The sequence below is a fragment of the Anaeromassilibacillus sp. SJQ-5 genome (genome assembly GCF_054108045.1).
Genome location: NZ_JBPJWQ010000001.1, coordinates 2,909,772 through 2,930,891 on the forward strand (window position 1 = coordinate 2,909,772; position 21,120 = coordinate 2,930,891).

Annotated in this window: 15 protein-coding genes and 1 tRNA gene; 10 read left to right on the top strand and 6 right to left on the bottom strand. The window is 56.8% G+C overall.

Annotation, left to right across the window (positions count from 1 at the left end; genetic code table 11):
• Window positions 1–96: 96 nt before the first annotated feature.
• The 3 genes from ACSAMM_RS12310 to ACSAMM_RS12320 form a co-directional block, all read right to left on the bottom strand.
• Complete coding sequence (locus ACSAMM_RS12310; RefSeq protein ID WP_457791667.1) at window positions 97–330, bottom strand: hypothetical protein; 234 nt, start codon at window positions 328–330, stop codon at window positions 97–99.
• A 163-nt stretch (window positions 331–493) separates the two neighbouring features.
• A tRNA-Pro gene (locus ACSAMM_RS12315) sits at window positions 494–570 on the bottom strand.
• A gap of 241 nt (window positions 571–811) precedes the next feature.
• On the bottom strand, window positions 812–3,850 hold the full coding sequence (locus tag ACSAMM_RS12320; RefSeq protein WP_457791668.1) for a YfhO family protein: 3,039 nt from the start codon (window positions 3,848–3,850) through the stop codon (window positions 812–814).
• A gap of 236 nt (window positions 3,851–4,086) precedes the next feature.
• Here ACSAMM_RS12320 and ACSAMM_RS12325 point away from each other — a divergent pair, with 236 nt between their 5' ends.
• Window positions 4,087–5,013, top strand: coding sequence for a DDE-type integrase/transposase/recombinase (locus tag ACSAMM_RS12325; protein ID WP_457790346.1), 927 nt, complete (start codon window positions 4,087–4,089; stop codon window positions 5,011–5,013).
• Window positions 5,014–5,094: 81 nt separating this feature from the next.
• Here the strand turns inward: ACSAMM_RS12325 and ACSAMM_RS12330 are convergent, their stop codons facing one another.
• Together ACSAMM_RS12330 and ACSAMM_RS12335 are read right to left on the bottom strand one after the other, a co-directional pair.
• On the bottom strand, window positions 5,095–5,622 hold the full coding sequence (locus ACSAMM_RS12330) for a hypothetical protein (protein ID WP_457791669.1): 528 nt from the start codon (window positions 5,620–5,622) through the stop codon (window positions 5,095–5,097).
• A gap of 863 nt (window positions 5,623–6,485) precedes the next feature.
• Window positions 6,486–7,871: an ROK family protein gene (locus tag ACSAMM_RS12335; RefSeq protein ID WP_178723858.1), complete on the bottom strand. Its 1,386-nt coding sequence runs from the start codon at window positions 7,869–7,871 to the stop codon at window positions 6,486–6,488.
• Between the two features lie 447 nt (window positions 7,872–8,318).
• On the opposite strand from ACSAMM_RS12335, the gene ACSAMM_RS12340 reads away from it, so the two are divergent.
• From ACSAMM_RS12340 to ACSAMM_RS12350, 3 genes are all read left to right on the top strand, one after another.
• Entirely contained in the window at window positions 8,319–9,269 is a 951-nt protein-coding gene (locus ACSAMM_RS12340) for a hypothetical protein (RefSeq protein WP_178723856.1), read from the top strand.
• A 391-nt stretch (window positions 9,270–9,660) separates the two neighbouring features.
• On the top strand, window positions 9,661–10,440 hold the full coding sequence (locus tag ACSAMM_RS12345) for an SDR family oxidoreductase (protein ID WP_178723854.1): 780 nt from the start codon (window positions 9,661–9,663) through the stop codon (window positions 10,438–10,440).
• A gap of 117 nt (window positions 10,441–10,557) precedes the next feature.
• Window positions 10,558–11,940, top strand: a complete 1,383-nt coding sequence (locus ACSAMM_RS12350) for an MATE family efflux transporter (protein WP_457791670.1) — start codon at window positions 10,558–10,560, stop codon at window positions 11,938–11,940.
• A 3-nt stretch (window positions 11,941–11,943) separates the two neighbouring features.
• Here the strand turns inward: ACSAMM_RS12350 and ACSAMM_RS12355 are convergent, their stop codons facing one another.
• Complete coding sequence (locus ACSAMM_RS12355) at window positions 11,944–12,726, bottom strand: sugar phosphate isomerase/epimerase family protein (RefSeq protein WP_457791671.1); 783 nt, start codon at window positions 12,724–12,726, stop codon at window positions 11,944–11,946.
• A 206-nt stretch (window positions 12,727–12,932) separates the two neighbouring features.
• On the opposite strand from ACSAMM_RS12355, the gene ACSAMM_RS12360 reads away from it, so the two are divergent.
• From ACSAMM_RS12360 to ACSAMM_RS12385, 6 genes are all read left to right on the top strand, one after another.
• Window positions 12,933–14,588: a peptide ABC transporter substrate-binding protein gene (locus ACSAMM_RS12360; RefSeq protein WP_457791672.1), complete on the top strand. Its 1,656-nt coding sequence runs from the start codon at window positions 12,933–12,935 to the stop codon at window positions 14,586–14,588.
• Window positions 14,589–14,607: 19 nt separating this feature from the next.
• Entirely contained in the window at window positions 14,608–15,372 is a 765-nt protein-coding gene (locus tag ACSAMM_RS12365; protein ID WP_178723846.1) for an NYN domain-containing protein, read from the top strand.
• Between the two features lie 80 nt (window positions 15,373–15,452).
• Window positions 15,453–16,655: an NADP-dependent isocitrate dehydrogenase gene (locus ACSAMM_RS12370; protein ID WP_457791673.1), complete on the top strand. Its 1,203-nt coding sequence runs from the start codon at window positions 15,453–15,455 to the stop codon at window positions 16,653–16,655.
• A gap of 478 nt (window positions 16,656–17,133) precedes the next feature.
• Window positions 17,134–17,820 (top strand): ABC transporter ATP-binding protein, encoded by a 687-nt coding sequence (locus ACSAMM_RS12375; RefSeq protein ID WP_457791674.1) that lies wholly within the window; start codon window positions 17,134–17,136, stop codon window positions 17,818–17,820.
• Window positions 17,810–20,371, top strand: a complete 2,562-nt coding sequence (locus ACSAMM_RS12380) for an ABC transporter permease (RefSeq protein WP_457791675.1) — start codon at window positions 17,810–17,812, stop codon at window positions 20,369–20,371. Before ACSAMM_RS12375 ends, ACSAMM_RS12380 begins: the two co-directional genes overlap by 11 nt.
• 67 nt (window positions 20,372–20,438) lie before the next feature.
• Window positions 20,439–21,119: a response regulator transcription factor gene (locus tag ACSAMM_RS12385; protein WP_457791676.1), complete on the top strand. Its 681-nt coding sequence runs from the start codon at window positions 20,439–20,441 to the stop codon at window positions 21,117–21,119.
• Window position 21,120: the final 1 nt, after the last annotated feature.

The window sequence follows — 21,120 nt, forward strand, 5'->3', positions numbered from 1 at the left end:
TATATTTTCTATAAGCAGAGCGTGGATATCTTTCGTGATGCTTTCGTCCATAGGCTTATTGTCGGCTATACAATCCCGGACATAGGCAAAGGCTTTCTAATGATTGATAACCTCGTAGATTTCCCGAAGCTGCTTGCCGCCGACGGAAATCCCGTCCTCCAGCAGCGCTTTGGTTTGAATCAACGTCAGTGTATTCCCCTCAATGGCGGTGAAGTTGTGAGCGTATTCCACATCGAAGCTGCGCTCGAAGCTTTCAAGCGCAGCTTTAGGGAGCCGGTCATAAATCCCAGCCAGCTGCTCTTTTTTCTGGACAAGACGGGAATACTTCATGACCGCGCACCTCTTTCCTCACAACACCAATATTTTGGACAGCGAATACGCCGACTAATCCCCGTATGGGTCACGGCATGGGTCAGCGCCAAAAATCAACCAAACCCGTAGAAAGCAAAAAGACCGAGAAGCCGTGTAACAATGCGGCTTCTCGGCTTTTATCTGGTCGGAGTGATGTGACTTGAACACACGGCCTCTTGGTCCCGAACCAAGCGCTCTACCAAACTGAGCTACACCCCGAAATAATTGATTTAAATTCTGGTTTTTTGAACCCGAAGTGCTTGGTTAAACTCCTTTTAAAGCACTTGGTTCATCCGTTTTGATAGTATAGCATACCCGGCAATAAAATGCAAGCAAAAACGTCGTAAATATGGTGTATGGAATCATCGAAATTTACGCTATTATATTCATTTCTGATTTTTGTGTAAAATTAATAAACTTGCTAAAGGGCCCCGGGCGGGGCCCTTTAGCAAGTTTGTGTTTATGCAATAGGCGGTGACTCTGGCGGATTGTTGGAGGGGGGCTCTGCCGGCGGTTGTTCTTCCCTTTGCTGGGGATCCAGCGGAACATGCGCTTCTAAAGCAGGATCCTCCACCGAGATCTGGGACGTCGTTCCCTGAACGCTCTCCTCCATGATCGGCTCCTCCGGAAGGGCCGGCACTGTCAAGCGCTCTTTTCTTCTCGTATACAACACCAGAAAAACAAGCAGGGCCAGGGAGATGAGGGAGATGAGGGCGCCGGGGATGAGGCCGCGGGGGAAGAAGGACAACACAATATCGTGTTCACCCTGCGCCACGTCGAAGGCCAGCATGGCCCCCGCGCGCTCGTCCTCCACATCCGTTTCTCCCACGCCGTAGGTGTCCACCTTCACACCGTCCACCGTGACTGTCCAGCCGGCATCATAGGGAATGGAGGTGAAGACCGCGCCGTCCTCCGGCGCCGTCAGTTTTCCGTCGATACGACTGTCGCTGAAGCTGGACACCTGCATGCCGCCGGCGGACAGAGTCTGCATATCCTGCTGCAGCACCGCATCGTCCATAATGGCCACGTAAATATTGCCGGTGGCCGCCGATTCGGCGCCCACGGTAACGCACACCTCATAATCCGTCCCCAAAGTGCCGGCGTCGATGATATACGGCTCGTGAGGGGTAACGGTCCAGCTGTCCCGAGTTTCGCCCGTGTCCTTGTTCCGCACCGAGACGCTGATGTCCTTGGCCGCGCGGCAGTCCACATAGATAAAGCCCTGGCCCTTTTTGGTGACCGGCGCGGTGAAATCGGCCGAAGCGGTATCGCCCACGGGGTTGACTGAAAAATTGTAAATCCCGCCCACGCTGGCCATATCCACGCTGCCTTCGTCCACCTCGATCGCCTGGAACTCATACAGGTCGGCATAATTGCCGGTCATGGCGGAGAGCAGCCCGGACTGGGAGGTGAAGGGGTTCCAGGCGTCGGCCGACCAATCCCGGATACCGGCCTTGACAAAGTAGCCCACCGGCAGCGCCATGGTGTTTTCATAGATATAGAAGCTGCTCGATCCTATCTGCACGCTGTCGATTTTTTTAAGCTGCGGATGGCTGCTGAGATTGACGTTCAGCGCCAGATACTTGATGCCGAACAGGGAATCGACCGGCGCCACAAAGCTGTGGTACAAATAGCTGTTGACTCCGTTGATGGCATAGCCTAGGCTCCCCATAAACTTGGTGGTCTTATAGGAATTGCTGGAGGCAAACACGCTCAGACCCCGGTAATGATACAAGGCGGGATCCACCGTGGTGCGGCGGGGGAGCTTTTCCATACGGTAAAACGCGCCGTCCGACTGGGCGTCCCCGTACCGCTTCATCTTGTCCACCGCCGCACGGCCCGCGGCGGTGATGTCGTTATCCACATAATCGATGTGATCGGTGTAATACTCGTTGCCGTTCAATGTCTTGAAGGTATCGCCAGCCTGGAAGGTCATTTCCGCCGTCACCACCACAAGCAGCAGCGCCACGGCCGTTTTTACACGCAGATGGCGGCGGGAGACGAAGGCGAGGATCCCGACGTACACCGCCACCAGCAGCAGGCTGACATAAATGGAGGTGAAGCCATACGCCTCGTCGCCAAACCGATCCTCGATCATCAGGTAAGCCAGCAGCCCCACAAAGGTGCCGCCGACCTGCTTCAAGGAGATATCCTTCAGGCGGGTCAAGGTTTCAAAGGCGATAAGCAGGAGCACAAAACAATACAGGAAGGAGAAGCGGTAGGGCAGGTCGTTGGGGGCGTGGAGGCCATGCCAAATCAAATCCATCTGGTTGACCACCAGGCTCAGCGCCATGACCGCCAGCAGCCCCAGATAGGCCGCCCGGCGGCGCAAGGGAATCGACCGGGTGGTAGCAAAAACCGGCAGCAGGACAACGGACAGCAGGCCGCAGTACAGATTGGGCAGGTTGCCCGACCGGATGGTGGGAGATGTTTCGTACAGATGCCGGCCCAACAGATTGAAGATATCGAAATTGGCCTTGATATCCGGCAGGGTGCCGCCGGCGGCCGAGGTCTGCCCCAGGGCCATGGCCACCGGGATCAGCAGGAACATGGCCAGGCCGCCGCCCAAAGCGGAGCCGACCACAAAACGAAGGAAGGATTTGGCCTGCCGGCCGGCTTCCCGGCGCTTGCGCAGGAAATAAACCGCGTAGTACAGCACCATGAACAGGCAAATCATGAATCCGATATAATAGTTGGCGTACAGGGCGTACGCCAGGGACAGCACGTAGGTCAGGAATTTCCCCGTGCGCATCATCCGCTCAAATCCCAGGACCACCAGCGGCAGAATCATCACGCAATCCAGCCACATGATGTTCCAGGAATAGGCCAGCAGGTACATCATCATGGAGTACATGATCGCCACGATGCACACGCTCATATCCCGGCGGCGGTAAACATATTGGAGACAGGCGGCGAACAGCGCTGCCGTCAGGGCGTTTTTCAGCAGGGTGATGACCAGCAGAGCCTCGGGCAGCAAATGCTCGGGGAACAGCACCAAAAGCAGGTTGAAGGGGCTGGCCAGATAGTAGGCAAACAGGGGCAGATAGCTGCTTCCCAGGCCCACATGGAAGGAATACAGCGGGCTGCCGCCGTGCAGAAGCATATCCCGCAAATCTGCCAGAAGGGGGGCGTATTGATGGTGCATGTCCACAATCAGGCCGGTTTCCACCCCGACCGGCCACATGCCGAGATACGCGTAGGCCAGGGACATGCAGACAAGGCCGAGCAGGCCGGCCATCAGCGGATAGAACCACGCTTTGCGGGCGGCCTCCGGCTTGTTGGGATCCTGCGTGGCAATCCCCAGGAACAGAGTGATCAGGGCGGCCAACAGCCCGGCCATGCCAATGGGATACACCCACTGCTGCGCGGTAGTGCTCAGCCCCGTATCCTCCCGCAGCAGCATGAAGGCGGCCAAGGCGGCGATCAAAAAGATGATGGCAAGCACGCATCCTTTGACCAGCTGGAACGTCGAAATGGAGGAAAGACTCGTCTTTTTCATAGCGGCATCCTTTTTCATCGTAGTATGGCGGCCCGTTCATCCCGCCGGAATTCATACAGGCACAATTATACCATACATTACCGGTGCAAACAACCACTAAACGGCGGGCAGACAAGCAAAAGTGTAGAGGTACAATACATCTTGGACAGTTGAATAAAAAAGGATGAAGGATAGGGCCACATCGGTTATAGTTGAGTTGCGACACAAAACTTACCGAGAAAGGAGCCATATCCTTCATGAGCAAAAGTATAACACAGGACATGGCATATCGGCAATCCCTGATGAAGTACGCGGAAAAATACGGCGTCAGCCGTGCCAGCCGGAAGTATAACAAAAGCCGGTCGTACATCTACTTCTGGAAAGCACGCTGGGATGGGACCGTTGGCTCTTTGGACTGTCAGTCCAGACGCCCCTACAGCCATCCAAATCAGCATACTGAAGCAGAACTCAAACTGATCCGGGATATGCGCCGCCGGAATCCTACCCTAGGTATGGTGGAACTGTGGCATAGGTTGCACCAGCGGGGTTATACACGCCGTCCGGAGAGTTTGTTCCGGGTCATGCGAAAGCTGGGGATGTTCCCTGCTTCTAAGAAGAAGAAACCATACAAGCCCAAACCCTATGAGCAGATGACCTATCCCGGACAGCGGATCCAGGTGGATGTGAAAGTAGTTCCCCGCCATTGTATTACCGATCCGGAACTGCGTCTGTACCAGTATACTGCCATTGACGAGTTCACTCGCCTGCGATTCCTCGCCGCCTACCCAGAGCAGTCCACCTATTCCTCCGCTGACTTCCTCAAAAGGCTGGTCAAGTGGTATTCCCGCCGGGGTATTCAGGTGGAATGCATCCAGACCGACAACGGCTTTGAGTTTACCAACCGCTTTTCCAACAGCAAACGGGATATCCAAACCCTTTTTGAGAATACTGCCGCTGAGTTGGGCATCCAGCATAAACTAATCCGCCCTTATACTCCCAGACATAATGGCAAGGTAGAGCGCAGCCACAGAGAAGACCAGAAACGCTTTTATTCTCTCCACTCTTTCTTCTCCCTGGCTGATTTTGAAAAACAACTTGCTGCTCATAATCGCCGCTCCAACGATTTACCGATGAGACCTCTCGCCTGGCTTTCTCCTATCGAATTCCTTGTCCAACATGTTTGACAATCCTACATAAACGGCGGGCAGACAAGCAAAAGACCCGCCGTTCTCCAAGGAGAACGGCGGGCCCGGCGCAGTGAGAAATTATTCGATCGTCACAACGTTGCTGATCTTATCGACGCGCTGTTTGCTGAAGATGTTCTTTTCCGCATAGAAGGTAACACACAGACGATAATCGGCATGCATGAGAACACGGAGGTCCTCTTTAGTGAAGGAGAAGCGGTTGGTGTTGGTGGCAAAATAGTCGTCGAACTGAATATAGTCTTCCCAAACGTGGTTGTCCGTATTGAACTTCTGCAGCTTGAAATCCACGATGCCGATTTTTTTCACGACCTCCAAGGATTCCGAGGAAAGGGTAAAGGACAGGGAGCCGCCCGTAAATTGATTGTCATGATAAAAATCAATCCCATAGTAGGAAAGCAGGGCCGCGCGGGGTGCCGCCTCGCCGGCAGCCACCTCACTGAGGACATACCCGCCGTTGGGAGCGGGGACGTAGACAAAAGGATTGTCGGCAGTCTCCGCGCTCACCTGAGGAATCGCCACAACGGCGAACAGGCAGGCCATGGCCAGGGTCAGACTCAGCAGTCTTTTGATTTTGGATGATCTTTTCATTGTTTTACCCCCATTTTCTTTTCTAACCATTGGTCGGATTCCTCAGATTACATCAGAATCTGCCAACGCATACAATTTTACGTCATTTTTAGATAAATTTCCATATATTCCCTTGATTCTTACATTATTCCAGGTTATAACCAGTTTTTGGTACATGTCACCTGCTTGACATTTGTTAAATTTAGTAATTATTGGAATAATTAGCATATGAATCCCTGGTATATTCCTCCTGTTTAAATAAATTCAGGATTTTAAGGGGGTTATGTGTAAGAAAAGTGAAGAAAAACGCAATATTGTGTTGTTTCACGCAGTTTTTATGCAAAAATCCGGAAATAATCGGCGGTTTTTTCGCAAAAAAGCGATTTTTAACGCATGATAACGGTCAATTTCGCACGAAATCACACGGATAGCTCCACATCGGGAGGAATACCCGGCGAAAAAACAGACAGGCGAGGGGAAAAGCCGGGCGTGGAGGGAGCCGCACCCAAGGTAAGTGATGATTAAATCCAGTGGATGGATTGGTGAAGGGAATTTTCCCCACTGCAAGGAAAAACCGCAGGAATACTATCGTATTCCGAGGGCTTTTGACGCAGAAGTGGGGGAGATTTCCCCGCCGAGCCGCCGCCGAGCCGCCAGGCGCGATTTATTCAGCGCTTAAGGTGAGGGGGAGGCGAAACGGACAGCGAAAACGGCGGAATAGACCGCGCCCCCGGTGCGGCGCCAAGCGCTGAACCGGGGGCGATAGGGGGAACGTACGAAAGGCCATCCCCGAAGGAGGCCCAATACACAGCAAAAGGCCCCGCCTTGACGGCGGGGCCTTTTGCTGTGTGGGAAAAAAGTATGGCCTTGTGGGAGGCTCGATACTAGCGGGTTTTGGGGAGACTGGCAGCCGCCACCGACTGGCCGACACGGCGGATCTTCTCATCGGGGAGATGCAGCTCCATGGAGGCCGCGGCGGGATATTCCTCATCCAGCACCCGGCGGGCCTCGGCAATCACGATGTCGCCGCCTTCGCCGGACATGACGCGGCCGAGCAGCAGCACGTGGGAAATATCATAGAAGTTGGCGTAATAGGCCAGGGTGTGGCCCAGATAGACGCCGATGGAGCGATAGATGTCCCGGGCGGTCTCGCTGCCCTTGTTCATCTCGCCCTGCACCACCTTGAGCTTCTCTGCCGGAGACAGAGAGGCGTCGAGCTGGATGCCGGCGCGGGGGGCCAGCTTAATCACGCTGTCCTGCGAGAAATACTTCACGCCGCAGCCGATGTCGCCCGACCACTCGTCCTCCATGGCGTCCTCCTGGAGATCCACGGGGGCGAAGGCCAGTTCGTTGAGCCAGCCGGTGATGTTGCCGTCGCCGTCGACGTAGCCGGCGGCCTCGGAGGTGCCCATGGCGATGCCGAGGATGCGGTTTTCCTCCAGGGACATGGCCCCGGCCAGGGCGGTGACGTCGCCGTCATTGGCCACTTCCAGGGGCACGTCGCCCAGTTCCTTGGCGGCGCGGATATAGATGTCTTTCACCTGTTTATCAAACTCGTCCCGGGGCACCTGCAGGAACAGGGAGGCCACCATGGCGCGGTTATCGACATAGATGCCAGCGGAGGACACGCCGATGGCGTCCACCCGGGGCATTTTGGAAGCGGCGGATTTGAAAGCGGAAAGGATCCCTTCATAATGATAGGCGGGGTCGCTGTTGGTCTTGGGATACCAGACCACCTCTTCGGAATAGACGGGCACGCCGTCCACCACCGCGGAGACCTTGCGGTCGCTTCCACCGGCGTCGAAGCCGATGCGGCAGCCGTCCAAATTCCGGCCCACCGGCGCGGAGGCGGAATAGGCCTCCGGCGTTTCGGACAGGGGGCGGATTTCCACGGTGAAGTCCCGCTCATACACGCGGCCCATGAAGTCCGCGTCGAACGCGCGGGCGCCGCCGGGGGCGTAGGCTTCGGCGATATAACGGCCCAGGGCCTCGTCGCCGCAGACCACCACTTTCCAGCCGCCGTAAGCCCACAGCAGCATTTTCACGGTGCGTTCCACATACACCTTGTCCGCCTTATCCATGGCGGGGGTGCCGTGAATCTTCAGACGGCGCACAGCCACCTGGCCCTGGTTGCGCTCCACGGCCACGGCGATGTCTTTGCCGTTTTTGGCGGAGGCCTCAAAGGCGGAGGTGAAGGCGGCCATGGGGATAAACCCCTTGTCCAACACAGGGGTATTTTTTATCGCGACCTCAATGCCGTAAACATTCATCGGGGATCCTCCTCAATATGGAATGCAGGCGCGCGGCCTAGCGCGGAGCCTGTCGGGCGGGGCTCTCCCCTGCCGCGACTCTGTACCTCCACTATAGCAAAACCGGCCGGAAAAACAAGAGAACCGGGCCGGGTATGCCGGCGAAGTCAAAATTTCCGTCCGAATGTACAAATGTACATTCGGACAGCGAATCGTGCAAATGCACGTTCGGGCGGTGAATCATGCAAATGCGCCTGCCGGCGCGGCCCCTCCTTAGTCTGCGCCGCCCGGGAGGAAAATACCCGCCGCGCCATGAAAAATTTTCCACGGGAAAGCGATTCCATGGCATGGCGGGGGACAGGGCCGCATATATAAGGGATGTACGCCCTTGGGAGCGACGGCTGGGGGCAAAGAGAGGGAATCCGCGGCAGCCGGGCGAAGGGGCCCGCAAAGAAATGGAGGTTAAAAATGAACCGATTTTTACCGGAGGGGGCGCTTTTGGACACCCCCCACAATCAACTGACCATTCGGTCGGCCACCAACCTGGCGGAGGCCGCCATGGAGGGGCGGGTGGTGGAGGCGCGGGCCGTCCTGTGCGACGCGGATCACAATCTGCATGTGGAAATGCCCTGCATGGAGGGCATCATCCCCTATTATGAGGGGGCCGTGGGCATCGCGGAGGGAACGACGCGGGACATCGCCCTGATTTCCCGGGTGAGCAAGCCGGTTTGCTTTACGGTTTCGGGCTTCGAGCATCTGCCGGACGGACGGCGGCGGGCGGTGCTGTCCCGCCGGGACGCCCAGGAACGGTGCCGGTACGAATACATACAAAACATGCGGTGCGGAGACATTGTGCCCGCGCGGATCACCCGGCTGGAGACTTTCGGGGCTTTCTGCGACATCGGGTGCGGGCTGCCGGCGCTGCTGCCCATCGCGGGGATTTCGGTCAGCCGGATCTCACATCCCTCCGATCGGTTTGTGCCGGGGATGGACATTTTCGGCGTGGTGTCCTCCCTGGAAAACAACCGGATTTGCCTGTCCCAGCGGGAGCTGCTGGGCACGTGGGAGGAAAACGCGGCGCTGTTCTCCCAGGGGGAGACGGTGGCGGGAGTCGTCCGCTCGGTGGAAAGCTACGGCATATTTGTGGAGCTGACCCCCAATCTGGCGGGGCTGGCGGAGCCCCGGGAAGGAGTCCGGGTGGGGCAGCACGCGGGCGTGTACATCAAGAGCATCCTGCCCGACAAGATGAAGATGAAGCTGATCATCATCGACGCGCAGGATTCCGACAAGTCCCTGGCGCCGCCCCGGTATTTTCTCACCGGGGGACACATGGACCGGTGGGTCTATTCCCCGCCGGACTGCCCGAAAATCATCGAGACACGGTTCTCGGCGGAAGAGGCGGCCTGCGCCGCGACATAAAATAGAGATTAGGGGCTGTTGCAAAAGGGATTTTTACCCCTTTCGCAACAGCCCCAATTTGTTCAGGCAGTCAAAAAAGTCGATAAGCGGCCGGACGGGGACGATGGATCGCGGCGGCCTTGTAGGGGCGCGCATCGGGGCCAGGCTGGCGCTGGCTCTTTGGAACGAGGAGTGAAGCGGCAAAAGGGGGATCTATCCGCGGTGTAGATAGGCGGGGTGGGATCACCTCGAGAGGAAGGCTATGCCCACCGCTGTGCTTTACCTATCCTATGCAGCGGAAGGGCGCTTGTTTTTATTTGGTTTTGATTGACGTTCATTTAACAAGGGACTATACTGAGGTTTGAACGCGCCGCTTTTGACTATACTATATTCATATAAGGAGTGGAAACGCATGGGAATCTTTGATGGAAAAGTCGCCATTATCACCGGCGGCGGGAAAGCCAAATCCATTGGTTACGGCATCGCCGTCGCCTACGCCAAGGAGGGCGCGGATCTGGTGCTGACCGGACGCAACGAGCAGAAGCTTCTGGACGCCAAGGAGGAGCTGGAACGGCTCTACGGCATCCGGGTGCTGGCCCTGCAGGCGGACGTCACCCCCGACGACGAGTCGGAGGACCGGGTCAAGGAGGTGGTGCGAAAGACCATCGAGGTCTTCGGGCGCATCGACGTGCTGATCAACAACGCCCAGGCGTCCGCATCTGGCATCCCGCTGGCCATCCAGACCAAGGATCATTTCGATCTCGGCATGTATTCCGGCCTGTACGCCACCTTCTACTACATGCGGGAATGCTACCCATACCTGAAGGAAACGCAGGGGTCGGTCATCAACTTCGCCTCGGGCGCCGGCCTGTTCGGCAACGCGGGGCAATGCTCCTACGCCGCCGCGAAGGAGGGCATCCGGGGCCTGTCCCGGGTGGCGGCCACCGAATGGGGCAAGGACAACATCAACGTCAACGTGGTCTGCCCCCTGGCCATGACCTCCCAGCTGGAGAATTTTCAGGTCTCCTACCCCGAGGCGTACGAGAAGAACCTGCGGGCGGTGCCTATGGGCCGGTTCGGCGACCCGGAGCAGGACATCGGCCGGGTGTGCGTGCACCTGGGCTCCCCCGACTTCAAATACATGTCGGGCGAGACCATCACCCTGGAGGGCGGCATGGGACTGCGGCCCTAAAACAGAGACGCAAGGGGCCGCGGCAGGGATGCCGCGGCCCCTTTATTTTCTGGTTGCAAATCCCGCCCTGTGTGCTATACTGAGCATCGGAAAATCGGTGAGAACAGAGGGACGGGCATGAAACGGACGAACGATTTGGGCAACGACAGCATCCCCCGGCTGGTGCTGCGGCTGGCGATTCCGGCCATGGTGGCGCAGCTGGTCAACGTGCTGTACGGCATTGTGGATCGCATGTATATCGGGAACATCCCGGGCATCGGAGAAACGGCGCTGGCGGGGGCGGGCATCTGCGGCCCCATCGTGACGCTGCTGTCCTCCTTCGGCACGTTGGTGGGGCTGGGCGGCGCGCCGCTGCTCACCATCCGGATGGGCGAAAAGAACCTCAAAGGGGCGCGGCAGATCCTGGCCAACTGTTTTTTGCTGCTGCTGGTGCTGGCCGGCGTGCTGACGGGGCTGTTCCTGCTCATCAAGCGGCCGCTGCTGCTTTGGTTCGGGGCGAGCGCCGCCACCCTGCCCTATGCCGACACGTATCTGACCATCTACACGGCGGGGACATTTTTTGCCCTGCTGGCGGCGGGGCTTAACTATTTCATCATCTGCCAGGGGTATTCCACCACCGGCATGGCCACGGTGCTGCTGGGGGCGGTGCTGAACATCCTGCTGGATCCCCTATTCATCTTCACGCTGCGCATGGGGGTGGCGGGGGCGGCGCTGGCCACGGTGCTGTCCCAGGTGGCGAGCTGCGCGTTCGTGCTGCTGTTCCTGTTCCACCGGAACACGCCGGTGCGCATCACCTTCGGCGGGTATTCGGCGCGGATTATCCGGCGGGTGCTGGCCTTCGGCCTCTCCCCCTTCATCATCCTGGCCACCGACAGCCTGCTGCTCATCGTGCTCAACGCGGTGCTGCAGCGGTACGGCGGGCCGGGCGAGGGCGACCGGCTGATCACCGGGGCGACTATTGTGCAGAGCTACATGATGATCATCACCATGCCCATGGCGGGGATCACGGGCGGGACGCAGCCCATCCTCAGCTACAACTACGGCGCCCGGCAGACGGCGCGGATCCGGCAGGGAATCCGCTGGATTCTGCTGCTGTGCCTGGTTTTCACCGGGGGGATGTTCGCGGTTTCCCAGCTGGCGCCACGGGTGTTCGTGCGGATATTCACCGCCGATCCGGCGCTTATCGACCTATCCAGCTGGGGGATCCGGACGTTCACCCTGGCGATTATACCGCTGGGGTTCCAGTACACCTTTGTGGACGCGATGACGGCGCTGGGAATCACCCGGGTGTCGGTATCGCTCAGCCTGTTCCGCAAGATCTCCTATATGGCGGGGACGCTGGCGTTCGCGGCGCTTTGGGGCGCGCGGGCGGCCTTCTACGCCGAGCCGGCGGCGGATCTTCTGGGGGCGGCGGTGTCCACGCTGGTGTTCAGCCGGCTGTTCGGGCGGCTGATGCGCCGGCGGGACGCCATGCCGGAAGGACAGGCGCTGTACACATGAGGCCTAGGGCCGGCAGGCATACAGCCGCTCGAGGGCGGCATGGGCCCGCTCGAGAAAGGCGGAGACGGACATAGCCCGCTCGTACCGGCCGAAGGCCTGCACCTCCAGGGTGAGAGCCCCGTCGTAGCCAGTCGCGGCCAGCCGGGCCATGAGAGCGGGCCAGTCCACGGCGCCGTCAAAGGGCAGGAGGTGCTGATCCCGCGTGCCGTCGTTATCGTGGAGATGGAGAGCGGCGAGGCGGGAGCCATACCGTTCCAGATAGGGCTCCCCCTTTCCCCAGCCGAAATGATGGCCGCTGTCGTAGCAGAAGCGGGTGAAGGGGCCGGTCAGCGCGGACAGGGCGGCGTGCAGATGGGCGGCGTGGCGCAGGTTTTCCAGCGCGAGGACAACGCCGCGGCGTTCGGCGGCGGCCTCCACCCGCCGGAGGCGGTCGATCCCCAGGGGAGACGGCGGCGGCGGGGCGGGGCCGTCCGTCAGATGGGCCACCAGGACGGGGACGCCGGAGGCGGCGCAGCCCTCCAGGGCCTCGACAAGGGAGGCGGCGTAGCGGTCGCCGTCGTCGCCGGGCGTCCACAGGGCATTGACCCCGTCAAAGGGAGCGTGGGCATTCTCAACCCGCAGGCCGGCGCGGCGGGCCAGCTCCGGCTGACGATGCAGGGGCGGGCCGCCGTCGAACGCGCCCCAGAAGAGGGACACGGTATCGAAGCCGGCGGCGGCGAGGCGGCGCAGGGATTCCTCCAGGGGCAGATCGTACCCGAAATAGGCGAAGATACCGAAGCCTGTCATGCGGCTCCCCCTTTCCACCCGATGGGGCGGCACAACTCACCCGGATGGCGGCTCGTCCACGCGGGGAGAAGGGGCCGCCGCTCCGATTGGATAAGAAAACGGACCTATTTTATCAGGAATTTAAGAAAAATGCAATTGGACATACAGGGACGCACTTGGTATAATAAAAGGGTTCATAGGAACGGTACGAAAGGGGGCGAAGGCTGTTGCACGGAAAATGGGGCAGATCCCTGCTGGCTGTCCTGCTGGCGGGCGCAGCCCTGCTGGGGCTGGCGGGATGCCATAGGGACACGCCGCTGGGCAAGAGCTTTCGCTTCCCGCTGAGCGCGGAGCCGCGGCAGCTGGATCCCCAGGTCTCCACCGACGCGGCGTCGGTGACGCTGGTGGCGGCGCTGTTCGAGGGACTGGCCCGGCTGAACGAGAACGGCGAGGCGGTGCCGGCGGCGGCGGACTGGACGGTTTCCGACGACGGGCGGGTGTACACCTTCCGGCTGAAGGAATCCTACTGGAGCACCCTGCCCAAGGCGAAGAAAGGGGAAACCCCCACGGTCTGGGAGCAGCCGGTGAAGGTGACGGCCGCGGATTTCGTGTTCGGGATGCAGCGGGCGGTGATGCCTGAAACCGGGTCGGCCCTGGCGGCCCAGCTGTTCGGGATCCAGAACGCGCAGGCCGTTAGCGAAGGGAAAAAGGCGGCGGAGGAGCTGGGGGTCAAGGCGGTGGACGAGGACACCCTGACCATCACGCTGACCGAAGCGGACGCGGGATTTCCCGTTAAGCTGGCGGGGACGCCCTTCATGCCCTGCAACCGGGAATTCTTCGAGTACACCGCCGGACGGTACGGGCTGGAAAAGGCCTATGTGCTGACCAACGGGCCGTTCAGCTTGGGGGCGTGGAACCACGGCCAGTCCCTGCTGCTGAACAAGAACGAGCAGTACCACGAGGCGGAGGACGTGTATCCGGCGACGGTGCGGTACGTCATCCAGCCGGAGGCGGAGACGGGCGAGGCGCTGCTGGCCGGGACGCTGGACGCGGCGGCGCTGCGGCCGGATCAGCTGGAGGCGGCCCGGGAGCAGGCGTTCCATCTGGAGGTCATGGACGACACCATCGAGTATGTCTGGCTGAACAACAGCGTGACCGCTTTGTCGAACGCCTCCATCCGCCGGGCGCTGCGGGACGCGCTGGCCTACGATCGGATCGCGGAGCAGCTGGACAAGACCATCTGCACCCTGGCCCAAGGGTATATCGCCCCCGACGCCATCCTGAAGGGGACGGAGCCCTACCGGAACGCGGACAATTCCCGGGCGGTGACCACCGACCGGGACAAGGCGCGCCGCGAGCTGAGCGAGGGGATGGCGGCCCTCTCGCTGACCGCCATGCCGGCGCTCAAGGTGCTGTGCGCCGACGACGCTTACAGCATCAACCTCGCGCGGTACGTCATCCAGTCCTGGCAGAGCCATCTGACGCTGTATTTCACCCTGGATCCGGTTCCCGCCGACCAGCTGCGCGCCCGCCTCCAGGTGGGAAATTATCAGATAGCCATCGGCGCCCAGACGGGGGGCTCCCTGTACGCCATGGGCGGGCTGGCGGCCTTCCTGTCCGACGCGCCGGCAGGAAACCTGGCCAAGTACAGCAGCGCACGGTTCGACGAGCAGTACAAAAAGCTGTCGGTGGGAGACGTGAGCCGGGCGGACGTGGACGCGCTGGAAAAGCTGCTGGTGGAGGAATGCCCCTCCATCCCGCTGGATTTTCAGAAACGGACCATCGGCATCCCCGCGAAAAACAGCGGCATCATCCTGCGCCCCTTCAACGGCGGAGCCTACGGCGCGGCCGTCGATTTCCGCCACGCGGGGAAGCTGGACTAACAAAGAAAGGAACGGATATATGGAAGACAAGCATTCCGCCAAGGATTGCCGGTTGGCCGTCCTCATCGACGCGGACAACGTGTCAGACAAATACATCAAGTATATTCTCGACGAATTATCCAATGACGGCACCACCACCTACAAGCGGATTTACGGGGATTTCACCAAATCGGCCCTGGGGTCGTGGAAAAACGTGCTGCTGGACAATTCCATCACGCCGGTTCAGCAGTATGGGTACACCACGGGGAAAAACGCCACCGACTCGGCCATGATCATCGACGCGATGGACATTCTCTATTCCGGGAACGTGGAGGGCTTCTGCCTGGTGTCGAGCGACAGCGATTTCACCCGGCTGGCGGTGCGGCTGCGGGAGTCGGGGATGTACGTCATCGGGATGGGCGAGAAAAAGACGCCCAACGCTTTCATCGCGGCCTGCAACAAGTTCAAGTACCTGGAGGTGCTCGAGCAGGCCAACCGGCCCAAGCCGGAGCCCAAGGCCGCCCCGGCACCGGTGGAGCCGGTGGAATCGGAAATGACGCCCCTGTCCACCATCAAACGGGCCATCCTCACCATCGTGGACGAGGTGTCCGACGAGGACGAGTGGGTACCCATTGCGGAAATCGGCAACCGGCTGCCTAAGCGGTTTCCGGAGTTTGACGTGCGCAACTACGGGTTCAAAAAGCTGACCCCGTTTGTCAAGTCGCTGGGGATCCTGGACGTGCAGTCCAGCCCCTCCAGCGCGGGAAACAGCCGGCTGGTATTCGTCCGGCTGAAGAACAACTGAGAAACCATAGCATCGGTTGACAAAGGGGCCGCACGGTTTGCCCTTGTCAATGAATGCTACCATAGAAGGAGAGGACGCGTATGAAGAAAATTGCCATGACGACGCCGCTGGTGGAGATGGACGGGGACGAAATGACCCGCATTCTCTGGCAGGGAATCAAAGACAAGCTGCTGACCCCGTTTGTGGATCTGCAATGCGAATACTACGACCTGGGGCTGCGGCATCGGGACGACACCGACGACCAGGTGACGGTAGACGCGGCCAACGCCATCAAGAAATACGGCGTGGGCGTCAAATGCGCCACCATCACCCCCAACGCCCAGCGGGTAGAGGAGTACGGCCTTAAACAAATGTGGAAGAGCCCCAACGGCACCATCCGGGCCATGCTCGATGGCACAGTGTTCCGCGCGCCGGTCATCGTCAAGGGAATCACGCCCAGCGTGTCCACTTGGAAGAAGCCCATCACCATCGCCCGTCACGCCTATGGTGACATCTACAAGAACACCGAAATCCGGGTGGAGAACGCGGCCAAGGCGGAGCTGGTGGTCACCGGCAAGGACGGACGGGAGACCCGCCGGCTGATCCACGATTTCGCGGGCGGCGGCGTGGTCATGGGGATGCACAACACCGACGCGTCCATCAGCAGCTTCGCCCGCTCCTGCTTCAGCTATGCCCTGTCGATTAAGCAGGACCTGTGGTTCTCCACCAAGGACACCATTTCGAAGATTTACGATCACCGGTTTAAGGACATCTTTGCCGAGATCTTCGAGGCGGAGTACAAGGAGGCTTTTGAGAAGGCGGGAATCACCTATTTCTACACCCTCATCGACGACGCGGTGGCCCGGGTTATCCGGTCGGAGGGCGGGTTCATCTGGGCCTGCAAGAACTACGACGGGGACGTGATGAGCGACATGGTGGCCACGGCCTTCGGCTCTCTGGCCATGATGACCAGCGTGCTGGTTTCCCCGGACGGGAAATACGAATATGAGGCGGCGCACGGCACCGTCACCCGGCACTATTACCGCCATCTGAAGGGGGAGGCCACCTCCACCAACTCGGTGGCCACCATTTTCGCCTGGTCGGGCGCACTGCGCAAGCGGGCGCAGCTGGACGGGCTGGCCGACCTGGAAGCCTTCGCCGACCGACTGGAGGCCGCGACCCTAGGCACCATCGAGGACGGCGTGATGACCAAGGATTTGGCGCTGCTGTCCACCCTGCCGAACAAGACGGCAGTGGGCTCCATGGAGTTCCTGGACGCGGTGGCCGCGCGGCTGGCGGAATAAAAAACAGACAGGGCCCGTGCCGGAAGGCAGTAGCCCATAAGGAAACATTGCAAAACTTATGACGAATGTCAGGTAAACGGAAAAAGAACAACTGCTATGCAAAAGGTTTATCCGATGCATAGCAGTTTTCTTTTGTTCTTCTATTTGGTTATATTTTTTCAGCGTTCCAACGGAACGCGCAGCCATTGCCAGCGGCAATGATCTCAGAGGTTTGGGGATATGTCACCAACAAGCATGAAAAAATAGAGAAGGTGGCTTTGCAGATCACAAACGGTGTTTATCCCCAAGAGGACGTTACGCTGGTTTCGCATATCATTGGGCTGTTGGGGCAAAGACTTTGGTTTTACCGAAAGACAAATGGATATTCCAATAAACTAAAGATCAACAATACCCTTTTTATTTTCAGTATGGATTGTAATGAGATTGTAAGAAGTGGCCGCTATACTAAAATCATAAAAAGAACTTGGAGGTTTTAGTTATGGCAATCCTTGAAACAAAAGATTTACGCAAGATATATGGCAGTGGAGAAAGCGAAGTCCACGCTTTGGACGGGGTGTCTATCTCTGTAGAAGAAGGCGAGTTTGTTGCTATCATCGGTACATCGGGCAGCGGTAAATCCACCCTCTTAAATATGATCGGCGGGTTAGACCTCCCCACTTCCGGCAGCGTCACGATTCGGGGCAAAGAGCTTTTGAAAATGAAGGACGAGGAATTGACAATTTTCCGCCGCAGGAATATCGGCTTTGTCTTTCAGAACTACAATCTGCTCCCGGTCCTCAATGTATATGAGAACATCGTGTACCCCATTGAAATCGACGGCGGCAAGACCGATACAGGTTTTGTGCAAGAGATTATCCACACCCTCGGTTTGGAGCGAAAACTCAAAAATATGCCGAACAATCTCTCCGGCGGTCAGCAGCAGAGAGTGGCGATTGCCCGTGCCCTTGCAACAAAACCCGCTATTATCCTTGCGGATGAGCCGACCGGCAATCTGGACTCCAAAACAAGCATGGATGTTATTCTGCTGATGCAGGCTATCAGCCGTCAGTTCCACCAGACCACCATTATGATTACTCACAATGAGGAAATCGCTCAAATGGCAGACCGCACGATCCGCATTGAGGACGGCAAGGTTGTTTCGGGAGGTGTCAGGTATGCACGCTAACCGGAATAAAAGCGCAGTTAAGCGAGTGGAAAAGGGAATGATGAAAGCAAACCGCACCCGTAACCTGTTTGCGGTGTTTGCAATCGTCCTCACCACGTTTATGATTACCACCGTGTTCAGTTTGGGCATTAACTATATGGAAAATATGAAGTTAATGCAGGTACGAACAGCCGGTACAACCGCGAATGTATCCCTTGCGATGCCGACAGCAGAGCAGGAGCAGCAGATCCGGAACTTGGATTATGTCAAAACCGTCGGTATGCAGTATATGGTCGGCTCGGTTGCCGAGGAGAACGGCGAGGGGCGTGAGCTTTCCATTGCGCTCCAGTATTACGACACCACTGAATGGGAAAAACACTATCAGGAAGCCATTAAGGATTTGGAGGGCAAATACCCCGCAAGCGAAAATGAAATCATGCTGTCGGAGGATGCCCTTTCACAGCTCGGCATTACAGAACCGAAACTGAATATGGAAATTCCTCTGTCCTACTATGATAAAAACGGTCAGCAGGAAAAAACTTTCACATTAAGCGGCTGGTTTCATTCCTATACAGGCACGGGAATGGGCTTTGTTTCCGAGGCGTATTGTAAAAACGCAGGCTACACAATGGCACAGGACGGCATTCTCTCTTTATCGCTGAAAAAAATGCCCGATGATTTTCACCGTATTCAACGAGATGTGGAGTTAAACGAAAACCAATCTTTCAGCGGTTCGGTTTCGATGAAAACATCAAACGGCTCGGTTATCGCCATGGTGATCCTTTTGGTGTTCTTCATTATCGGCAGCGGTTATCTGCTTATTTACAATGTCCTGTATATCTCCATTTCAAAAGACACCCGGTTTTACGGTTTGATGAAAACGCTGGGTACAACACAGGCGCAGATCAAATCGCTGGTTAAAAATCAGGCAGTCAAGTTTGCCTGTATCGGTATCCCGATTGGCATTTTGTTAGCTACTGCCGTTTCTTTTGGCATTGTTCCCCTTGTCTTGAATGAGGGCTTTGAACAGGGCAAGTCGATGATGGAGGCCGAGGTGTTCTTCCATCCGTCGATCTATATTCTGTCTATCCTCTTTTCGGCGGTAACGGTTTGGATTGCCTGCAACGCACCGGCAAAAGCGGCGGCGAAAATTTCGCCTGTGGAAGCGCTGAAATTCCAGAACTTCGCGCCGAAGAAAACGAAAAGCAGAAATTCCATCAATGGCGGCAAGCTGCACGCGATGGCGTTCCACAATGTATTCCGTGACAAAAAGCGCGCTATTCTTGTGTTTATGTCCCTGTTTATGGGTATCACCATGATCTTAGGCGTGAACGGAGTCATCGGAAGTATGAATGCCGAAAACTTTATTAAAGCATATATGGACTATCACTTTGAATACAACGATATCCAGTTTGAACAGCCTGAGCAGCCCAACAAGGAAGTACCGCAGTTTGACGAACACTTTATAGAGCAGATTGAGCAAATCGACGGCATTGAAAATGTAGATATTCAAAAAACCGTCTGGGCAGGCATTAAGTTTGATGAAGCCGCTTTAGAAGGCTTTATGAAAATCAAATATGAGGACAGCAAATATAAGTCCAAAGGGCAGTCCTATGAACAGATGATAGAGGCGCTTAAAGGGTATGCTGACGCCGGTGAGTACGGCTGCTATATTACAACTCTCGACGATGATAAGGCGCTGGAAGAATACAACGCCAAGCATCCGGATACGCCCATTGACATTGCGGCATTTAAGCGCGGCGAAACAGCGACTGCAGGAAAAGATACAGAACATCTTGCTCCCAATACCGCTTTGGTGGGTAAAACACTGACGCTGACCGCTGACAGTACAGACGGCAAAGCAACCGATTTCAAAATCGACGGAGCTTTTTACTATGACGATTATGGGAATAATCTTTCCGATAGTATTGGCAGACGCAAGGACATTTATATGGTGCCCAATATCATCTTTGTCAGCGAAGCGGGTATGGAACGCCTGACGAAAGAATCGATCATTTCCGCAATCGGCGTGGATATTAAGAATTTCAATGACTTGGAACAGATTGACAGCGAATTGCAGGCAATCAACAGTACCTTGACCACATCGGAGTGGCAGATGAAATCTGCCGTGAATCAGAAAGAACTATTTAATCAGACGTTCTATTCTATCAACCTGTTAGGGAATGGCGCGGCGATTCTGCTCATTGTCATCGGCTTGATTAACTTTGTCAATGTGATGCTGACCGGCGTAGTGGCAAGAAAAAATGAATTTGCCATGATGGAAAGTATCGGCACAACGAAAAAGCAGATCAGAAAGATACTGACCTTGGAAGGCGGCATTTATGCCCTCATCTCTACGCTGCTGATTATGACCTTCGGCAATGCGTTTCTGCTGCTGGTGGCGGACGCCGTTCCCCACATAGCAAACTATGCGGTGTTTGAGTACCCTGTTGCACTTGTCATCGGTTTGATTGCGGCAATCTTTGTGATCTGCCTGAGCGTTCCCGCCATTGTTTACAAGGCGACTTCTGATGAAACGGTCATTGAACGGCTGCACAATTTTGATAACTAAGTGAGTTTGCGGAACAGACGCAGCGCTGCTGCGTCTGCTCCTGCAATTCTATCTATGAGGAAAGGCGGTGAGTTTTGCAGCTATGGCAAATATTTTTCTCCTTGAAGATGACAAAATTTTGAGCAAGGGCATTTCTATCGCCTTAAAAAAGGACGAGCATACGGTTACAGCAGTCTATGGCTATCTGGAAGCCTTGCAGCAATACCAAAAACAAAAATATGATTTGTTCCTGCTCGATATTAACCTGCCCGACGGCAGCGGTCTTGCGCTTTGCGAAAAAATCCGTGAAACTTCCGAAACGCCTGTGCTGTTCCTGACCGCCAATGACACCGAGGAAGATATGCTTTCCGGCTTTTCGGCGGGCTGTGACGACTATATTTCCAAACCCTTTCCCATTAAGGTTTTGCGGAAAAAGGTACTGGCAGTCTTAAAACGGACGGGTGGCGGAGCTGCCCGTATTCGATATCGGGATTTAGAAGTGGATAAAGAAAAATGCCTTGTTTTGATGAAGGGCCAGGAAATACACCTGACATCAACGGAATACAAACTGCTCCTTTATCTAATGGAAAACAGGGGCAGGGTTGTTACAAAGGCCATGCTTTTAGACCAGCTTTGGGATATAGACGGGAACTTTGTGGACGACAATACGGTGCGTGTGAATATTAAGCGGCTGCGGCAGAAACTGAATGATGAAAAGCAGGAATACATTGTGACGGTTTTTGGTATGGGCTATACCCTTGGAGAATGAC

Excerpts from the sequence above, each read along its gene's own strand:
- ACSAMM_RS12335 (WP_178723858.1), bottom strand. The coding sequence starts at position 7,871 with ATGAATGTTTACGGCATTGAGGTCGCGATAAAAAATACCCCTGTGTTG.
- ACSAMM_RS12320 (WP_457791668.1), bottom strand. The coding sequence starts at position 3,850 with ATGAAAAAGACGAGTCTTTCCTCCATTTCGACGTTCCAGCTGGTCAAA.
- ACSAMM_RS12365 (WP_178723846.1), top strand. The coding sequence starts at position 14,608 with ATGGAAGACAAGCATTCCGCCAAGGATTGCCGGTTGGCCGTCCTCATC.
- ACSAMM_RS12330 (WP_457791669.1), bottom strand. The coding sequence starts at position 5,622 with ATGAAAAGATCATCCAAAATCAAAAGACTGCTGAGTCTGACCCTGGCC.
- ACSAMM_RS12375 (WP_457791674.1), top strand. The coding sequence starts at position 17,134 with ATGGCAATCCTTGAAACAAAAGATTTACGCAAGATATATGGCAGTGGA.
- ACSAMM_RS12345 (WP_178723854.1), top strand. The coding sequence starts at position 9,661 with ATGGGAATCTTTGATGGAAAAGTCGCCATTATCACCGGCGGCGGGAAA.
- ACSAMM_RS12350 (WP_457791670.1), top strand. The coding sequence starts at position 10,558 with ATGAAACGGACGAACGATTTGGGCAACGACAGCATCCCCCGGCTGGTG.
- ACSAMM_RS12355 (WP_457791671.1), bottom strand. The coding sequence starts at position 12,726 with ATGACAGGCTTCGGTATCTTCGCCTATTTCGGGTACGATCTGCCCCTG.
- ACSAMM_RS12380 (WP_457791675.1), top strand. The coding sequence starts at position 17,810 with ATGCACGCTAACCGGAATAAAAGCGCAGTTAAGCGAGTGGAAAAGGGA.
- ACSAMM_RS12325 (WP_457790346.1), top strand. The coding sequence starts at position 4,087 with ATGAGCAAAAGTATAACACAGGACATGGCATATCGGCAATCCCTGATG.
- ACSAMM_RS12370 (WP_457791673.1), top strand. The coding sequence starts at position 15,453 with ATGAAGAAAATTGCCATGACGACGCCGCTGGTGGAGATGGACGGGGAC.
- ACSAMM_RS12340 (WP_178723856.1), top strand. The coding sequence starts at position 8,319 with ATGAACCGATTTTTACCGGAGGGGGCGCTTTTGGACACCCCCCACAAT.
- ACSAMM_RS12310 (WP_457791667.1), bottom strand. The coding sequence starts at position 330 with ATGAAGTATTCCCGTCTTGTCCAGAAAAAAGAGCAGCTGGCTGGGATT.